Annotated in this window: 17 protein-coding genes; 16 read left to right on the top strand and 1 reads right to left on the bottom strand. The window is 72.4% G+C overall.

All coding sequences use genetic code 11. The features are described 5' to 3' along the window. The first annotated feature begins 32 nt into the window (after window positions 1-32). The 16 genes from RB608_RS12795 to RB608_RS12870 are packed head-to-tail and all read left to right on the top strand — an operon-like array spanning window position 33 to window position 15,551. On the top strand, window positions 33-1,058 hold the full coding sequence (locus tag RB608_RS12795; RefSeq protein ID WP_308088322.1) for an ABC transporter permease: 1,026 nt from the start codon (window positions 33-35) through the stop codon (window positions 1,056-1,058). Then, a complete protein-coding gene (locus tag RB608_RS12800) occupies window positions 1,055-1,942 on the top strand; it encodes an ABC transporter permease (RefSeq protein WP_308088323.1) in 888 nt (295 codons plus the stop codon). Before RB608_RS12795 ends, RB608_RS12800 begins: the two co-directional genes overlap by 4 nt. 1 nt (window position 1,943) lies before the next feature. Beyond that, window positions 1,944-2,939, top strand: coding sequence for an ABC transporter ATP-binding protein (locus RB608_RS12805; protein ID WP_308088324.1), 996 nt, complete (start codon window positions 1,944-1,946; stop codon window positions 2,937-2,939). Continuing rightward, window positions 2,932-3,771 carry an ATP-binding cassette domain-containing protein gene (locus tag RB608_RS12810; protein WP_308088325.1) on the top strand — a complete coding sequence of 280 codons (840 nt, stop codon included), beginning with the start codon at window positions 2,932-2,934 and terminating at the stop codon, window positions 3,769-3,771. The genes RB608_RS12805 and RB608_RS12810 overlap by 8 nt, the downstream gene beginning before the upstream one ends. Further along, the gene (locus RB608_RS12815; RefSeq protein WP_308088326.1) at window positions 3,761-4,951 is read left to right on the top strand and encodes a Gfo/Idh/MocA family oxidoreductase; all 1,191 of its coding nucleotides are present in this window, start codon (window positions 3,761-3,763) and stop codon (window positions 4,949-4,951) included. The genes RB608_RS12810 and RB608_RS12815 overlap by 11 nt, the downstream gene beginning before the upstream one ends. Further along, window positions 4,948-5,634: a hypothetical protein gene (locus RB608_RS12820; protein ID WP_308088327.1), complete on the top strand. Its 687-nt coding sequence runs from the start codon at window positions 4,948-4,950 to the stop codon at window positions 5,632-5,634. The genes RB608_RS12815 and RB608_RS12820 overlap by 4 nt, the downstream gene beginning before the upstream one ends. 2 nt (window positions 5,635-5,636) lie before the next feature. Then, window positions 5,637-6,035 (top strand): Rid family hydrolase, encoded by a 399-nt coding sequence (locus RB608_RS12825; RefSeq protein ID WP_308088328.1) that lies wholly within the window; start codon window positions 5,637-5,639, stop codon window positions 6,033-6,035. Beyond that, window positions 6,036-7,100 (top strand): Gfo/Idh/MocA family oxidoreductase, encoded by a 1,065-nt coding sequence (locus RB608_RS12830; RefSeq protein ID WP_308088329.1) that lies wholly within the window; start codon window positions 6,036-6,038, stop codon window positions 7,098-7,100. Then, complete coding sequence (locus tag RB608_RS12835; protein ID WP_308088330.1) at window positions 7,097-8,338, top strand: amidohydrolase family protein; 1,242 nt, start codon at window positions 7,097-7,099, stop codon at window positions 8,336-8,338. The genes RB608_RS12830 and RB608_RS12835 overlap by 4 nt, the downstream gene beginning before the upstream one ends. After that, window positions 8,335-9,381, top strand: a complete 1,047-nt coding sequence (locus tag RB608_RS12840) for a pyridoxal-phosphate dependent enzyme (RefSeq protein ID WP_308088331.1) — start codon at window positions 8,335-8,337, stop codon at window positions 9,379-9,381. Before RB608_RS12835 ends, RB608_RS12840 begins: the two co-directional genes overlap by 4 nt. Beyond that, window positions 9,378-10,526: a Xaa-Pro peptidase family protein gene (locus tag RB608_RS12845; RefSeq protein WP_308088332.1), complete on the top strand. Its 1,149-nt coding sequence runs from the start codon at window positions 9,378-9,380 to the stop codon at window positions 10,524-10,526. The genes RB608_RS12840 and RB608_RS12845 overlap by 4 nt, the downstream gene beginning before the upstream one ends. Window position 10,527: 1 nt before the next feature. Beyond that, window positions 10,528-11,001 (top strand): VOC family protein, encoded by a 474-nt coding sequence (locus RB608_RS12850; protein ID WP_308088333.1) that lies wholly within the window; start codon window positions 10,528-10,530, stop codon window positions 10,999-11,001. A 2-nt stretch (window positions 11,002-11,003) separates the two neighbouring features. Then, complete coding sequence (locus RB608_RS12855; protein WP_308088334.1) at window positions 11,004-11,858, top strand: amidohydrolase family protein; 855 nt, start codon at window positions 11,004-11,006, stop codon at window positions 11,856-11,858. Then, window positions 11,855-13,426 carry an amidohydrolase family protein gene (locus tag RB608_RS12860; RefSeq protein WP_308088335.1) on the top strand — a complete coding sequence of 524 codons (1,572 nt, stop codon included), beginning with the start codon at window positions 11,855-11,857 and terminating at the stop codon, window positions 13,424-13,426. Before RB608_RS12855 ends, RB608_RS12860 begins: the two co-directional genes overlap by 4 nt. Further along, entirely contained in the window at window positions 13,423-14,562 is a 1,140-nt protein-coding gene (locus RB608_RS12865; protein ID WP_308088336.1) for an alanine racemase, read from the top strand. Before RB608_RS12860 ends, RB608_RS12865 begins: the two co-directional genes overlap by 4 nt. Then, the gene (locus RB608_RS12870; protein WP_308088337.1) at window positions 14,559-15,551 is read left to right on the top strand and encodes a beta-propeller fold lactonase family protein; all 993 of its coding nucleotides are present in this window, start codon (window positions 14,559-14,561) and stop codon (window positions 15,549-15,551) included. The genes RB608_RS12865 and RB608_RS12870 overlap by 4 nt, the downstream gene beginning before the upstream one ends. Here RB608_RS12870 and RB608_RS12875 read toward each other — a convergent pair. After that, a complete protein-coding gene (locus RB608_RS12875; RefSeq protein ID WP_308088338.1) occupies window positions 15,534-16,397 on the bottom strand; it encodes a Gfo/Idh/MocA family oxidoreductase in 864 nt (287 codons plus the stop codon). The two genes, RB608_RS12870 and RB608_RS12875, sit on opposite strands and share 18 nt — an antisense overlap. Window positions 16,398-16,418: the final 21 nt, after the last annotated feature.

Raw genomic sequence — 16,418 nt, forward strand, 5'->3', positions numbered from 1 at the left:
ACGGACCCAGGCAGTCTTAGGAGGAGTGCGGCGTGCAACTGGTGGTGTTCCTCCTGAGACGCCTGGTCCGTCTCGTCCTGTCCCTTCTCGTCGTCTCCATGCTGACGTTCGGTCTTCTCTCGCTGGCTCCGGGCAGCTTCGGCGGCATCCAGGCGGCCGGGGCCGGTTCCACGGGGCTGGCCAGCGGCCGCACCGTCGACCTGACCAGCCAGGTCCAGCAGCGCTACGGCGAGGACGTCCCGGTCTGGGAGCAGTACGGCAACTGGCTGGGCCCGGCGATCACCGGAGACCTCGGCTACAGCTACAAGTACCCGGAATCGACCGTAGGCGCGCTGATCGCGGACAAGCTCCCGGTGTCGCTGGCGCTGGCCCTGATCGCGATGGGGCTGGCGCTCGTGGTCGCGATCCCCATCGGGATCCTCGCGGCCACTCGCCGCAACAGTGCCTGGGACCACGGCTCGATGTTCGTGGTCACCACGGCCACGGCCTTCCCGACCTACCTGGCCGGCATCCTGCTGGTGCTGATCTTCTGTAGCTGGCTCCACTGGCTGCCGACCGGCGGCTGGGCCGGCCCGAAGTACGCACTGCTGCCGGTCCTGGCACTCGCGATCGCACCGGCGGGCATCATGGCCCGCTACGTCCGGTCGAGTGTGCTCGAGGTGCTGCGGGAGGAGTACGTCGTCGCCGCCGTCGCGAAGGGCGGCAGCTGGGGCGTCGTGATGCGCCGTCACGTGCTGCGCAATGCCCTGATGCCGCTGGTCACGGTGGCCGGCCCACTCCTCGCCGGCTTGGTGGTCGGCACCATCTTCATCGAGACCATCTTCGGGGTGCCGGGCATCGGTGGACTGTTCACCCAGGCGGCTCAGGTGCGAGACATGCCGCTACTGATGGGCACGACGCTCACCTTCGCGCTCCTGCTCATGCTCATGAACCTGTTGGTCGACCTGTCCTACGCGGTGCTCGATCCGCGCACCCGCTCCGGCCTGGGGCTATCGGTGGACCCGGCGCACCGCTCCGAGGACACGACCGGCGCCATCCTCGAGGAGGTCAAGCCGTGACGGCGCAGCACAGCACCGACAGCGGTGCCGTCGGCTTCGACGGCGTCAGCGAGTGGGGACGCCGATGGCGTCGCTTCCAGCGCAACCGACTGGCGCTGGTCAGCCTCGCGTTCATCGTCGTGTTGGCCTTGCTGGCCGTCTTCGCGGAGGTGATCGCGCCGTTCGATCCCAACCAGCCCGACTTCGGCAAGAGGCTGACCGGGCCGTTCACGGACGGAAACCTGCTCGGTACGGACGTGCTGGGGCGCGATGTGTTCTCGCGCCTGCTGTTCGGGCTGCGGACCGCGTTGTTCATCGCACTCACCGCCGAGCTGCTGGCGTTGCTCTGCGCGCTGATCGTCGGGGTGCTGGCCGGCTACTTCGGCGGACGACTCGATCAGCTGCTGATGGCGGCGACGGACGTGATGTACGCCTTCCCGACGTACCTGTTCGCCGTCATCCTCGCCACTGTCCTGGGGCGTAGCACCTGGTCGATCATCCTGGCTATCGCGATCGGCTCCTGGCTCACGCAGGCGCGCCTGGTCCGCGCGCAGATGATCAAGCTGAAGACCTTCGAGTACGTCGAAGCGGGCCGCTCGATGGGTGCCGGCGCCGGCACCTTGATCCTGCGCTATCTGCTGCCGAACTCCTTGGGCCCGATCCTGGTGGCGACGAGCTTCGGGATCCCCGCGGCGATGCTCGCGGAGTCGGGCCTGGCAATCCTGGGGCTGGGTGTCGCGCCGCCCGAGGCGTCGCTCGGGACGATGATCACGGAGGGCTACAAGTACGTGCTCGTCCAGCCGAACCTGATCCTGTGGCCGTTCACCGTGTTCGCCCTCGGAATGCTCGCCTTCACCTGGGTGGGCGACGGCATCCGGGACGCGTTCGATCCGAAGGACGACTGAGATGGTGAGGAACGACCAGCCCCTCCTCGACGTCCGTGGCCTGAGCGTCGCGTTCCGGACTCGCGGGCACGAGCAGCTGAGTGCGGTGCAGGAGCTGTCGGTGAGCATCGATCCCGGGGGATCGCTCGCCCTGGTCGGCGAGTCCGGCAGCGGGAAGAGCGTCTCGATGCGTGCCCTGCTGGGTCTGCTCCCGGCCAACGCCGTCGTCGGCGGCAGCGCCCGCTGGAGCGGTGAGGGTGACGTGCCCGGGGGCACCGAGCTGATCGGCCTCGCGCCGCGCGCCTTCCGAGCGATCCGGGGGCGCCAGATCGGCATGGTCTTCCAGAACGCGATGCAGGCCCTCAACCCGACGATCCCGCTCAAGCGACAGCTGACCGAGCACCTGCGCTGGCACGGGTCGTGCACGCGGGCGGAGGCCGAGGTGCGCGCGGTGCGTGCCCTGGGCGATGTGGGGATCCCGGACCCCGAGCGCCGGATCCGGATGTACCCGTTCCAGCTCTCCGGCGGCATGCGTCAGCGCGCGATGATCGCGATGGCGATGGTGGCCGACCCGCGTCTGCTCATCGCCGACGAGCCGACCACTGCGGTCGACGTCACGGTGCAGAAGCAGATCCTGGACCTGCTCATCGATCTCCGGGACCGGGGAACCGCCATCATCATGGTCACCCACGACCTCGGCGTGGCGCGCTACCTGTGCGAGGACGTCGCGGTCCTCTACTCGGGGCAGGTGATGGAGTCCGCTCGGCTCGTCGACGCGGTCGAGGACCCGCGTCATCCCTACACCCGTGGGCTGATCGGCTCCGCGCTGGAGCTGGGCGACGACTCACCACTGCGCCCGATCGGGGGCAACCCGCCCGATCTGGCGGACCGTCCCGCCGGATGCGCGTTCCAGCCGCGGTGCACCGCGGCCGACGGTGAGCGGTGTGCCGAGGTCCAACCCCTCGTGCGGCTGGCCGACGCGCGCGAGGTCCGATGCTGGAGGTCGAGTCATGAGTGAGCCGGAGCCGCTGCTGCGCGCGGTCGACCTGGTCAAGGACTTCGGCGGCCGAGGTGGGGGCACCCGCGCGGTCGACGCGGTCTCCCTGGAGCTGGCCGCCGGGGAGACCCTCGGCGTCGTCGGTGAGTCGGGGAGCGGCAAGTCCACGTTGGCGCGCCTCCTGATCCGGCTGATCGAGCCCACGAGCGGGCAGATCCACTACCGCGGCGAGGACGTCCTCGCCTGGTCGCCCGGCGAGCTGCGCCGCCGCCGGTCCAGTTGGCAGATGGTCTTCCAGAACCCGTTCGGCTCGCTGCTCCCGCACCTCAGCGTGGCGGACAACGTCACCGAGCCGTTGCGCATCACCCGCCAGGGCGACCGGCGCATCCGGCGGGCCCGCGCCGAGGAGCTGCTCGAGACGGTCGGCCTCGCGAGGCGGCACGCCGATCTCTACCCGCACGCCATGTCCGGCGGTCAACAGCAGCGCGTCGCGATTGCCCGTGCGCTCGCGCTGTCGCCGGAGCTTCTGGTGTGCGACGAGCCGACCTCCGCGCTCGACGTCTCGATCCAGGCGCAGATCCTCTCGCTCCTCATGGGCCTACAGGAGGAGCTCGGCTTCGCCATGCTCTTCATCACCCACAACCTGGCCGTCGTCGAGCGGCTCGCCGCGCGCGTGATGGTGATGGAACGCGGCCGCGTCGTCGAGGCCGGTCCCACCGACCAGGTGTTCGGCGCGCCGTCGCACCCATACACCCGAACGCTCCTCGGGTCGGTGCTGCCCCTGCGTCCGGTCGGCACGCGCGGCACCGAGACCACGAACGCACCAAGCGAAAGGACCCCTCTTGTCGACTGATCTGCGGATCGGAATCCTCGGTCTGGGCACCCGGACGGCGACGCTCGCGCCGTACCTGCACCGCCCTGGTGCGGGCAGCGTGGTGGTCGCCGGGACGGATGTCCGGCCGGACGCCTTCGCCCGCGCGCGGGAGGTCTTCGGCGACGGCATCGCCCTCGCCTCCGACCACCGGGAGCTTCTCGGGCTCGGCCTGGACGCGGTGTTGGTCCTGACTCCGGACCACCTGCACCGGACGATGACGACCGACTTCCTCGAGGCCGGCGTCGCGGTCTACCTCGACAAGCCGATGGCGACGACGATCGAGGACTGCGACGCGATCCTCGCGTCGGCGCGGGAGACCGGCACCAAGCTGTACGTCGGCCACAACATGCGCCACATGCCGGTCGTGCTCCGGATGCGCGAGCTCATCCAGGACGGTGCGATCGGTGACGTCAAGGCGATCTGGTGTCGGCACTTCGTCAGCCACGGCGGCGACTACTACTTCAAGAACTGGTGCTCGGATCGCCGCAACACGACCGGCCTGCTGCTGCAGAAGGGCGTCCACGACATCGACGTGATCCACTGGCTGGCTGGTGCGACCACCCGCCGGGTCACGGGGATGGGCGGTCTGACTCTCTACGGGGACGTCGACAGCCGTGCCGACAACTCCGAGCGGGTGCGCACCGACTGGTTCTCCTATGACAACTGGCCGCCGCTCGCGATCCGCGACCTGAGTCCGGTCGTCGACGTCGAGGACCTCTCGATGCTCACCATGCGGCTCGACAACGGGGTCTATGCGACTTACGAGCAGTGCCACTACACACCTGACTACTGGCGCAACTACACCGTGATCGGCACCGAGGGCCGCCTGGAGAACTTCGGTGACGAGAACGGCGTCGTCCGGCTCTGGAACCGGCGTCGTGACTACGAGGAGCGGGGCGACCGCGAGGTTGGCTTCGGTGGGGAGGGCGCCCACGGCGGCGCCGACGCCTCGATCATCCCGGAGTTCCTCTCCTTCGTCCGCGACGACGGCCCGATCTCGACCACGCCGGTCGAGGCGCGTGACGCCGTGGCGGCCGGGGTCTGCGGGACCTGGTCGGTCCGCGCCGACGGTGCCCCGCAGGATGTGCCTCCGGTGGCCGCCGACCTGGCGGCGTACTTCGCCGGCAACCAGCTGCCCGCGGGCGGTGGCGCACCGTGAGGCCGAGCTATGTCGAGGATTTCTCATCCGGCGTCGGTGGCTGGGGCGGTTGGCGCCGCCAGGGTGAGCACGTCCCCCTCGCTGTCGAGGACGGGGTCCTCGTCATCGAGGGTCCCTGGGGTGTCGATGCGTACCATGCCCCGCCCGGTGGCGGGTACCTCGCGCTTCTCACATACCTGCACACCGACGACCGCTTCGTCCCCGACTTCGCGCGCCCCAACCGGTTCATCGAGGGACGGCACTCCACCGACCTGCGCGGTGCCCGTCTCAGTGTCCGGCTGCGCGGCCACCTCCGGCTGCGCGGAGCCGAGCTGGTCGTGCTCGTGCAGAGCGAGATCGACGGCGTGGTCGCCAACTGGGTGCTCGTCGACCAGCCGATCGGCGTCGCGGCGGACTGGGCGGAGCAGACGGTGCAGCTCGACCCCGACCCGGCGCGATGGCGCTGCCTCGGCACCCGCCACGACATCGCCGACTACGGCTACGCCCCGATCGAGGACGTCCTCGCCGACGTCAACCTCGACCTGATCCTCGTGCTCTACCCGCTTACCGTCGTCCCACGGGAGCCGACCGACGACATCCACCGTCTCCGCCCGGAGATCGACTACGCCATCGACGAAGCCCACCTCCCGGACGGCCGCGTCGAGATCTCCTCCATCCGCATCGACTACCCCGAAGGATCCTGAACGTGACCACCACCCGGCCGACGCCCGTCACCTCTCCGCTCGCGCCCCCGCCGGCAGGCCCCTACACCTCGGCGCTGCGCGTCGGAGACCTGCTCTTCGTCAGCGGCCACGGGCCGTTCGGGCCGGACCGGCAACGGCTCGGCACGACCTTCAAGGAGCAGGCCCATGTCGTCTTCGATAACATCGAGCACCTCGCTCGGGAGGCCGGGTCGTCGCTGGAGCACACCGTCCGACTGGGCGCGTTCCTGTCGGACCTCGCCTACTTCGACGAGTGGAACCAGGTGTGCGGCCAGCGGCTGAGTGAGCCCTACCCGACGCGGACGACCGTGCCTGTGGTGCTGCCACGCTTCGATGTCGAGATCGACGCCGTGATCTGGATCCCCACGCCGGAGGAGAGCTGAGTGGAGGATGTCCTCCCGCTCCGGGTCGGGGTCGTCGGGCTCGGTCTGATGGGCGATGTCATGGTCCGCGCCGTCCAGCAGCGACCGGATCTCGAGCTGGCCTACGTCAGCGAGGCCGACCCCGGGCTGGGGGCCGAGGTCGCCGCCGCGGCAGGCGTGCCGTTCGTGCCCGCGGCCGACGCGGCGACCTCGGCCACGCTGGAGGCGACGTCGGCCGATGTGGTCGCGATAGCCACCCCACCGCCCACCCACGCGCCCCTCGCGATCTCGGCGCTGCGGGCGGGTCGCTCGGTGCTCTGCGAGAAGCCGATGGCGATGTCGGCTCCCGAGGCCCGCGCGATGGCCGCGGCCGCCCAGGAGGCCGGCAGGACCGCGGTGGTGGACCACCAGCTCCGGTTCAACCCGGCCCGCATCCGGCTTCGTGAGCTGGTGGCCGACGGGTACGTCGGGACGCCGGTCCACGTGAGCAGCGTCGCCTACTTCCCCAAGCTCGTGGACCAGCCGTGGACATGGTGGCACCGCCGGGACCAGGGCGGCGGCCTGCTCAACGAGTACGGCTCGCACACCGTCGACCTGCTGCGGTGGATCCTCGGCGAGGTGGCCTGGGCGACCGGGGCGCTGGCCACCGTGGCCGGTGACCGCCGCGCGCGCGCCGACGGCCGGGTCGAGACGGTCGACAGCGACGATCTGGCGCAGCTCCACCTGCAGTTCGCCTCGGGGGTGACGGCCGACGTACTGATGTCGGCGGCGCCGTCCTACCCCGAGCGCAGGCTGGAGATCCACGGCACCGGCGGCAGCCTCGTGCTCGGAGCCGACGACGTCATCACCGGGACGCGCCGCGGGCAGGTCCCCGAGGAGTTCCGGGACCTCGAGCCGGATCCCTCCCTGATCGGGTGGGCGGACGACACCTTCACCCAGCCGTTCGTCCGGCTCCTCGACGAGTTCGTCCGGTGCGTGCGCACCGGGGAGACACCCTCGGTCGCCTCCACCTTCGAGGACGGATGGCGCACGATCGAGGTCCTGGACCAGGTACGCCGATCAGCACGCGGAGAGGGAGTGGCATGACGAGGACCGTGATCCAGTGCGGGGTGCTGTTCGACGGGCGGCTCACACCGCCGCGCACGAACGCTGCCGTCGTGGTCGAGGACGGCGTGGTGGTCGAGGTCGCCGATCTGACCGAGGTCGACATGAGCACCGCCACGGCAGTGGCGGACCACCGCGACGCCACGGTCACTCCCGGACTGGTCGATGCCCATGTGCACACGTCGTGGGGACGCGACGACCAGGCGGGATGGGACTGGGCGGGCACCAGTGCGGTCGGGCATTTCGCCTGGGGACTGGCCGGCGCGCGTGCCGCCCTCGCGGCCGGCGTCACGACGGTGCGCGACTGCGGCGGCCCCGGCCTGGTGACCCTGCAGGTGCGGGACGCGATCGCCACGGGCCTGCACCCCGGGCCGCGGATGCGGGTGTGCGGACCGTGCGTGACCACGACAGCCGGGCACGGCGACTTCATCGGCGTCACGGCCGACGACGTGGGCGAGCTGCGCAAGCGGGTCCGTGAGCTGACTGTCGCCGGCGTGGACCACATCAAGATCATGGCGACCGGCGGCGACATGGACCCGCACACCAACCGCCGTCGCCCCCAGTACGACGACGAGGAGCTCGCCGCGGTGATCGGCGACGCCCACCGTCTGGGCCTGACCGTGGTCGCCCACTGCAACGCGACCGCGGGCATCCGGGGTGCGGTTCAGGCGGGCATCGACACCATCGCGCACTGCAACTGGCTGGGTGAGGTCGAGGGCACGATCGACTACGACCGCGACCTGGCTCGCCAGATCGTCGACCGCGGGGTCTTCGTGGACCTGAACGTCGCCGCCACGATCCGGCCGCTCGCCGAGTTCGACGGCTTGGAGGAGGAGTGGGAGGGATGGGACCTCCCTCCGGCGAACCGGTGGGAGCTGCACCGCGAGATCCGGGCCGCCGGTGGCCGGATCCTGTTCAGCAGCGACGAGTTCGGCGAGGACCTCGCGACCTTCCCGCAGCTGCTCGCCCGGGCGGCGCGCGAGCTCGGCATCGCGACCGAGGAGGTCGTGCACCGCGCCAGCGACGTGCCGGCCCAGGCCCTCGGGCTCGGCACGGAGATCGGCACCCTGGTTCCCGGACGCCGCGCGGATCTCAGCGTCTTCGCGGGCGACCTGCGCTCGGATCCCGATGGCTTCGGCAGCTGCCGCGAGGTGTGGCAGGGCGGTATCCGGGTCGTTCGCGACGGCGCGGTCGTCGTACCGGGCGGGGGGCCGGCGTGAGCGACTATCCCGCGGCCTGGCGGCGGACGCGCGAGCAGGTCGCCCGGCTGCCGCGGCTCGACCTCGCCTGCCGGCCGACCCCGCTCGAGGAGTACCCCCGCCTGGCCGCGGCCGCGGGCCTGTCGTCGCTGCACGTGAAGCGGGAGGACCTCACCGGCCTCGCGTTCGGCGGGAACAAGGTGCGCGAGCTGGATCTCATCGTCGCCGACGCCGTCCGGGCCGGTGCGGACACCTTCGTCGCGGGTGGCGGCGGCACCCAGTCGAACCACGCCCGGCAGTGTGCGGCCGCCGCCCGACGCGCGGGCCTGGAGCCGGTGCTGGTGCTGCGACGCACCGCCGACGTCGAGCGGCGCTCGGGCAACCTCCTCGCCGCGGGTCTCTTCGCCGACGACATCCGCTGGATCGACGTGGACGCCGGCCTCGCGGACCGTGAGGCCGCGGCCGAGGCGATGGAGGCGGTCGCGCAGGAGCTGACGGCCGCGGGGCGCCGCCCCTATCTCCTGCGCTCCTCCTTCCATCGGCTCGCCGCGGCCGCGTACGTCGACGGTGGGATCGAGCTGGCCGAGCAGCTCCACGACCGGGGGATCGGCGATGCCCAGGTCGTGGTCAGCTCGATGGGCGCGACGCGGGTCGGACTCCAGCTGGCGTTCGCGTCCTGCGGCCTGGACTGGCCGGTCCACGCGATGGGCTGGCGTCCCGTCGACCGCGATCTCGCGGAACGGCTCGCGAAGCTCGCGGACGAGACCGCCGCGCTGCTGGGACTGGATCTTCCCGGTGCGACGCCGGCCGACTTCGTGACCTACGACCACGGCGGGCCGGCGTACGGCGTCCCGCACCCGGCCGGGGTCGCCGCGGCGACCCTCGCTGCGCACACCGAGGGCCTACTGCTCGACCCCGTCTACACCGCGAAGGCGTTCGCGGGCCTGCTGGCGGAGGTCGCCGCGGGCCGCATCGACCAGGCCCGGCCGGTGGTCTTCGTGCACACCGGCGGACTGCCGGTGGTCTTCGCCCACGACCTTCCCGCAGCTCGGGAGGAGGCGTGACGGCGGCACACGAGGTCCCGCAGGGCGAGGTCGAGCGCCGGGTCGGCGCGTTGCGTGAGCGACTTGCCGCGGCTGGACTGGAGCGCGCCCTGCTGACCAGTGAACCGAATGTGCACTACCTGAGCGGCATCCGCACTCCGTCCTTCCACTCGAACTCACGACCTCTGGCGTTGGTGGTGCCGGTGGACGGGCCGACGGTCCTCGTCTGCTCGCGCAGCCAGGCACCGAACGCGGAGGCGACCGCTTGGGTGGGGGACATCGCGCCCTTCGAGGGCTTCGAGGCCGAGGCCGTCACCGTGCTGACCGACCTCCTGCAGGGCGCCGGAGTCGGACCTGTCGCTGCCGAGCTGGGCGACGACACGCGACCGGGCGTCAGCGGCTCCTCGCTGATGACGCTGCAGCGGGACGTCGGTCCCCTCGCCGACGTGGCTCCTTGCCTGTGGGAGCTGCGCACGGTCAAGTCCGACTGGGAGATCGCAGCCCTGCGAGAGGCCGGTCGGATCAACGGAGCGGCCTTCGACGCGGCCCGCGCGGCGTACCGCCCGGGCATGACCGAGCGGGACGTCTACGCCGTGTGGGGGTCGGCGGTGATGGCCTCGGGCGCGGACTCGCCGGGCTATTTGGCGATGCACTCCGGGCCCGGCAACTACCGCAGGGTCAGCGGCCTCGCCGGAGACCGGGTGCTGACCGAGGGCGACCTGCTCTGGCTCGATGGGGGACCCCGGTGGCGGGGCTACTGGTCCGACGTGACGCGTACCTTCGCCGTCGGCGAGCCTCAGGCGGGCCATCAGGACCTTTACGCCGCATCCCGGGCGGCGACCTACGCCGTGATGGCGGCTTCCGGGCCGGGACTGAGCACGACGGACCTGTTCGACGTGGTGGCCCGGGCATTCCGCGACGCGGGGCTGGAGATCGGCTCGGCGACACGCATCGGCCATGGGCTCGGTCTGCAACTGACCGAGCCGCCCTCGCTGCTGCCGTCCGTGCCGGTGCGGCTCGCGCCGGGGATGGTGCTCGCCGTCGAGCCGGGCATCGCCCGCCCCGACGGGTACTTCAACGTCGAGGAGAACTTCCTCGTCACCGCGGACGGCGCCGAGCTGGTGTCGGCGCCGTCCGCGCCCACGATCCTCACGCTAGGAGCCTGAGATGCTGACCAGCCTCAATCACATCGGATTCTCCGTGGCCGATCTCGATCGCTCGGTCGAGTTCTACACGAAGCTGTTCGGCTACCCGCCGTACTTCAACGAGGTCTACGACGTCGAGTACGTCGGCCGGATCGTCGGCTACCCGGGCGCGGTGCAGCACGCCGCGTTCTTCCGGCTGCCCGGTGAGCAAGGGCTCTTCCTCGAGTTGATCCAGTACCTGCACCCGAAGCCGGAGGTGGTCGCCATGGAGAGCTACAACGCCGGCATCGCCCACCTGTGCCTCCAGGTCGACGACCTGGAGGCGGAGTTCGAGCGGATCAGCGCGATCGGTGGACGGTTCCGCAGCGAGTCGGTCGTGCAGAGCGACTACGGCATCTACGAGGGTGCGCGCAGCGCGTACTTCCGCGATCCCGACGACATCTCGATCCAACTGGTGGAGCTCGTCGACGGTATCGACCCAGGGCTCGAGGCCTGAGCATGCTCGTCGTGGACGCCTCGGTCCATGTGTGGTCCCGCGATCGGCGTACCCATCCGTGGCGACCGTTGCCGGATCCGCCACACGCCGCGTACGACGCCTCCCCGGAGCTGCTCGCGGACGCCCTGACCGGAGCGGGGTTCGCGGGCGCCGTCCTCGTCCAGCCGTCGATCTACGGCCGCGACCACTCCTTCCTCGGCGCGGTCGTGGCGTCCGGGGCGGGTCGCTACGCGGGGATCGGGCTGTGGGACCGACATCGGTCCGACCCGGCCGGCGCCGCGGAGCGCGACCTGGACCGACACGGTCTTGCGGGCCTGCGGCTGTCGGCGGAGCACGACCCTGACGACCTCCCGTGGTTCGCCGGCGCGGACGGCGACACGGCCTGGGATCTCGCGGCGCGCCGCGGTCAGCCGCTGTCGGTGCTGTGCCGTCCCGGCCACCTGGCCGCGGTCAGGGACCGGGCCGTCCGGTGCCCTGACGTGCGGGTGGTCGTCGACCACCTGGGGCTGCTCGGAGCCGGTCAGGACCCCCGTCCTCTGCTCGACCTGGTGGCCGCGGCGCCCAACGTCGGCGTACGCCTGTCGGCCCTGGGCGCCCTCTCCCACGAGGACTGGCCGCACCGCGACCTCTGGTCACTGGTGCGCGCGCTGACAACGGAGGCGGGTGCTCACCGCCTCTTCCACGGCACCGACTGGCCGTTCGTGGCTGCCGGGATCCCGTACGACGCGACGGCGCGGGCGCTCGACGAGGCGCTGGAGTGGTCGGATGACGACCGCGCCGCGGTGCTGGGTGCGAATGCGGCACACTGGTGGGGAATGGACCGCGCCGTCCTGGCCGCATCGTGGGCGGCGCGATGAGCCCGGCGTTCGACTGCGTCCTGACGGGCGGCACGGTGGTGTCTGGTGACGGTACGACGCCGCGGGTGGCGGACCTCGGGGTGCGGGGCGGTCGGATCGCCGAGGTGGGCGACCTCGCCGATGTGTCCGCCCGGGTCCGCATCGACTGTGCCGGTCGGACGCTGCTCCCCGGTTTCGTCGATGCCCACAGCCATGCCGAGGGCAGCGTCTTCGACGACGACGTCCAGCTCGCGTTGCTGCGCCAGGGGGTCACGAGTCTCGTCCTGGGCCAGGACGGGGTCTCGCTCGCACCCGGTCCCGGCGCCTACGCCGACTCGTACTTCGGCGCCCTGAACGGCCACCACCCCACCTACCGCGGCGCGACCGTGGCGGACCTGCTGGCGACCTACGACGGCACCGTGGCCGTCAACGTCGCCTACGCCGTGCCGCTGGGAACGGTGCGGTTCGAGGTGCTGGGCAACGCCTCCGGCTGCGCGACGACGGCGCAGATGCGCGCGATGCGCTCGCTCGTCGAGCAGGGTCTGGCCGACGGGGCCGTCGGAGCCTCCTCCGGCCTGGACTACGTCCCCGGTAGGTTCGCGGGCACGGACGAGCTCATCGCGGTCGTGGAGCCGCTGTGCGGCTCCGGCGGCGTCTATGTCACCCACATGCGCGGGGGCTACGAGGAGAACGTCGCCGCCGGGCTGGAGGAGGCCGCCGCCGTGGCCCTCTCGGCCGGAGCACCCCTGCACGTGTCCCACCTGCACGCCCGCCGCGCTCTCGTCGAGCCGCTGCTCCGCGACCTGGCCGAGCGTGGCGTCGACGGTTCGTTCGACGCCTATCCCTATCGCCGCGGGTTCTCGCTGCTCGCGATGCCGATCGTCCCCGAGGAGGTCCTTGCGGGCGAGAGATGCACCGTGCTCGCGCGGTTGGCGGGGGCGCGGGAGGAGTTCGTGCGGCGATGGTTCCCGGCGGCGGTGGCCGCATCCGACGGAGCCTTCCTCGAGACCCGCCTGGCGCACGTGCCCGCGCCGGAGTACGCGCACCTCGAGGGCCTGTCCCTGCGCGAGGCCGCCGAGGCGTCCGGACACGAGCCGGCTCGACTTGTGCACGAGCTCCTGGTGGCCACCCGGCTGGCGGCCACGGCGGTGTACGCCGCCTCGCCGCACACCGTCGACGACGACTACGTCGGCCTGCTCGAACATCCCTGGCATCTGGCGGGCTCCGACGGCATCTTCGTCGGAGCTGCGGCCCACCCGCGGGCCTGGGGCGGCTTCGCCCGGCTCCTCGCGGCCCACACCGGCGAGGGCCGGGCCTACTCGCTCGATGACGCGGCAGTGCACCTGTCGGGGCGCGCCGCCCGGCGCTTCGGGCTGCGCGGTCGTGGCGTGCTGGTGCCCGGGGCCGCCGCGGACGTGGTCGTCGCCGACCTCGCCCGGGTGCGCGACGAGGCGACGTACGAGCGGCCGCGACGACCGGCATCCGGAATCGACACGGTGCTGGTCAACGGCGTCGTGGTGCTCGAGGGCGGCCGTCTCACCGGCCGGCGCGCCGGCCGGGCCCTGCGCCGTGACGGGGAGCACCCGTGATCGTCGGCGCGGAGGACCTCGTGTGTCCCTATCTCGTCGTCGACGACGACGCGCTGACGCACAACATCGCCGCGATGGCGCGGTGGTGCGGCGAGCGGGGCGTGGCGATCGCGCCGCACGCGAAGACGACGATGGCGCCGTACGTCCTCCGGGCCCAGCTCGCCGCCGGAGCGTGGGGCCTGACGGTCGCGACCGTCGCCCAGGCGCGGGCGGTCCGCGCTCTGGCGGACGTGCCCCTGATGATCGCCAACCAGGTCGTCGGTGCGCCGGAGCAGACGTGGCTGGCCGGCGCGCCAGGGGAGGTGCTCTCCTGGGTGGACTCGGTCGCGCAGGTCGACGCCCTCGCGGCCGCGGCCGAGGGCCGGGCGCGTCCGCTGGACGTGCTCGTCGAGGTCGGCTTGTCCGGCGGCCGGGCCGGGACCCGTAGGCCGGACCAGGCACGGGCACTCGCGCAGAGCGTCCTGATGTCGAGACACCTGCGGCTGCGGGGGATCGCGGCCTACGAAGGCTCCTACGGCACCGGGCCCGATCCGCTGGCATCGGTCGACCGGTTCCTCGACCGCGTCGAGGATGTGATCCGACGCATCGACGCCGACGGCGCGTTCGCCGACGAGCGCCAGGTACTGGTCACCGCGGGAGGCTCGCTGTACTTCGACCGCTGCGTCCGGCTGCACGCCCTGGAGCTGGCGGGCGGCCGGTCGACCAGCCTCCTGCTGCGCAGCGGCTGCTACGCCCTGCACGACGACGGCCTCTACGCCCGGACGACGCCGCATGCACGCGGGGTGCCCGACGCCCCTCCGCTCCGGTCCGCCGTCGCGGTCGTCGCCCGCGTGCAGAGCCGGCCGGAGGCCGGTCTCGTGATCCTGGGGGCCGGGCGCCGGGACCTCGCCTACGACCAGGACCTTCCGGTCCTCCTCTCCTGCCGGGGCGGCGCCGTGCCCGTTCGGGGGATGTCGGTGGACCGACTCGACGACCAGCACGCCTACGTGCGTGTGCCCGAGGAGTCCGCCGTCGCCGTCGGTGACACCGTCGAGCTCGGCATCTCCCATCCGTGCTCCGTCCTCGACCGGTGGCGGACCTTCCAACTCGTCCGCGGCGGCCGGATCGTGCGGGTCGAGGAGACGTGGTTCCCGTGACCGCGGGTGAGCCGCTGCTGGCGGTCGCCGCCGAGCACGCCGAGGGGGGCGTCGAGGCCTGGCGGCTCGACGGCGCCGTGCCACGCAGAGTCGCGGCCGTACGGCTTCCGGGGGCGTTCACGCTGCTCGCGCACCCCCTCCGTCCGGTCCTGTACGCCGCGTCGTCGGCGCACGGGGCCCTGCTGACCCTCGAGGTCACGGCCGGGGGAGGACTCGACGCCCGCGACCGGCTCCCGGGTGGTGACTCGCTGCCGTGCTCGCTCGCGCTGGACACCTCCGCGACGCGGTTGGCCGTGGCCCACTACGACGCCGGCGCGATCTCGCTGCACGCCCTCGGGCCGGAGGGTGTGCCCGAGCCGGGGGAGTGGCTGCCCGTCCCGGCCGGGACCGGTCCCGATCCCGGGCGACAGGATGCACCCCACCCCCACCAGGTCCGGTTCGGCGCGTCGGGGGACCTGTGGGCGACCGATCTGGGGACCGACCGGCTGCTCCGCTACCCGCCGGAGGGGGGCGCGCCGGACGTCGTACCGGTGGCGCGAGGGTCGGGCCCGCGGCACTTCGCCTGGTTGGCCGACGGCCGGGTCGCCGTCGTCGACGAGCTCGCCTCCCGGCTCACGGTGCTCACCGCCGCGGGAGCGCCGGCGGGGTCGGTCGCGATCGGCGCGCTGCGGGAGGGCCGCAGCTTTCCCAGCGACCTGGCGGTGCACCCGTCACGCGACCTCGTGTACGTCGCCAACCGGGGCGCCGACACGGTGTCGGTGGTCGACGTGCGGGCGCGACCGGTCCTCGTCCAGGAGGTCGCGGTGGGACGGTGGCCGCAGCACCTGCTGATCGGGCCGGACGCCCTGTGGTGCGCGGCGCGTGACGACGACCGGGTGCTGCGGCTGCCGCTGCACGGCACCGGTCTCCTCGGCGACTCGGAGCCGGTGCTGGACGTCGTCCGGCCGTCGTGGCTCGCGTGGGCCGGAGGCTCACCGTGGGCTGCGTGAGGAGATCTCTTGGAGCAGGGCGAGCGGGGCGAGCAGTTCGCGGCGTCCCGGGGGCGCCGCGCCCCGGAACACCGCGACGGCATGCTCGAGGACCGGCAGCAGGTAGTCGTCGTTCAGCGGCACCGGGACGACGACCTCCGGGCGGTCGTCGTGGTTGACCACGACCCGGAAGCCACCGATCCGGGCGGCGCGGTCGTGGAGCACCATGCGGACTGCCAGCTCGCCGCAGTGCCCCTGGGCGACCAGCTGTTCGGGGCCGGCGCGGACGTCGTCGACGGCCACGCTCCGACCCCCGTCCAGGAGCTCGCCGAGGACCTCGTGGAGGAGCTCGGTGACGTGGATGCCGTAGAAGGCCAGCCCGGCGGCTCCGGCGCGGAGGTCTGCCGGGCCGTGGACGCTCACACCGCGCGGCACGGCGTGCCCGATGTCGTGGCGCAGCCGCCGAGGGACGGCACCGAAGCGGAGAGCGGACCTCGTCGTCACGGAGAGCCCGAGCGCCTCCGCCCGGTCGAGGAGCGCGTGCGCCGCCGTGACCGTCGCGGCGAACGGCTTGTCCACGAAGACCGGCAGGCCGGCCCCGAGACCGAGCAGCGCGGCCGGCACGTGGTCGGCGCCCGCCCGGTGCAGCACCAGCAGGCCGTCGACGGCGGCACCGGGCAGCACCGGAGCGACCTGGGCGGAGGCCAGGCCGCCGCTCGCGGCGAGAGCCAGCGCGTCGGGCGTCGGGTCCGCGACCAGGTGGACCACGCGGACACCGGTGATGCGTCGTTCGGCGTTGAGCAGCCGGAGCGCGTCGGAGGTGTGGGTGCTGTCGGTCCCTGCGACGGCGAGGCGGAGCGGTGGCACGGGCACGACCCTAGGGGCAGG

Source organism: Nocardioides sp. LHD-245 (assembly GCF_030929495.1).
Lineage (GTDB): Bacteria > Actinomycetota > Actinomycetes > Propionibacteriales > Nocardioidaceae > Nocardioides.

What these genes read in the sequence shown, in the direction of transcription:
- RB608_RS12805 (WP_308088324.1), top strand. Translation starts at nt 1,944, where the DNA reads ATGGTGAGGAACGACCAGCCCCTCCTCGACGTCCGTGGCCTGAGCGTC.
- RB608_RS12860 (WP_308088335.1), top strand. Translation starts at nt 11,855, where the DNA reads ATGAGCCCGGCGTTCGACTGCGTCCTGACGGGCGGCACGGTGGTGTCT.
- RB608_RS12835 (WP_308088330.1), top strand. Translation starts at nt 7,097, where the DNA reads ATGACGAGGACCGTGATCCAGTGCGGGGTGCTGTTCGACGGGCGGCTC.
- RB608_RS12850 (WP_308088333.1), top strand. Translation starts at nt 10,528, where the DNA reads ATGCTGACCAGCCTCAATCACATCGGATTCTCCGTGGCCGATCTCGAT.
- RB608_RS12810 (WP_308088325.1), top strand. Translation starts at nt 2,932, where the DNA reads ATGAGTGAGCCGGAGCCGCTGCTGCGCGCGGTCGACCTGGTCAAGGAC.
- RB608_RS12855 (WP_308088334.1), top strand. Translation starts at nt 11,004, where the DNA reads ATGCTCGTCGTGGACGCCTCGGTCCATGTGTGGTCCCGCGATCGGCGT.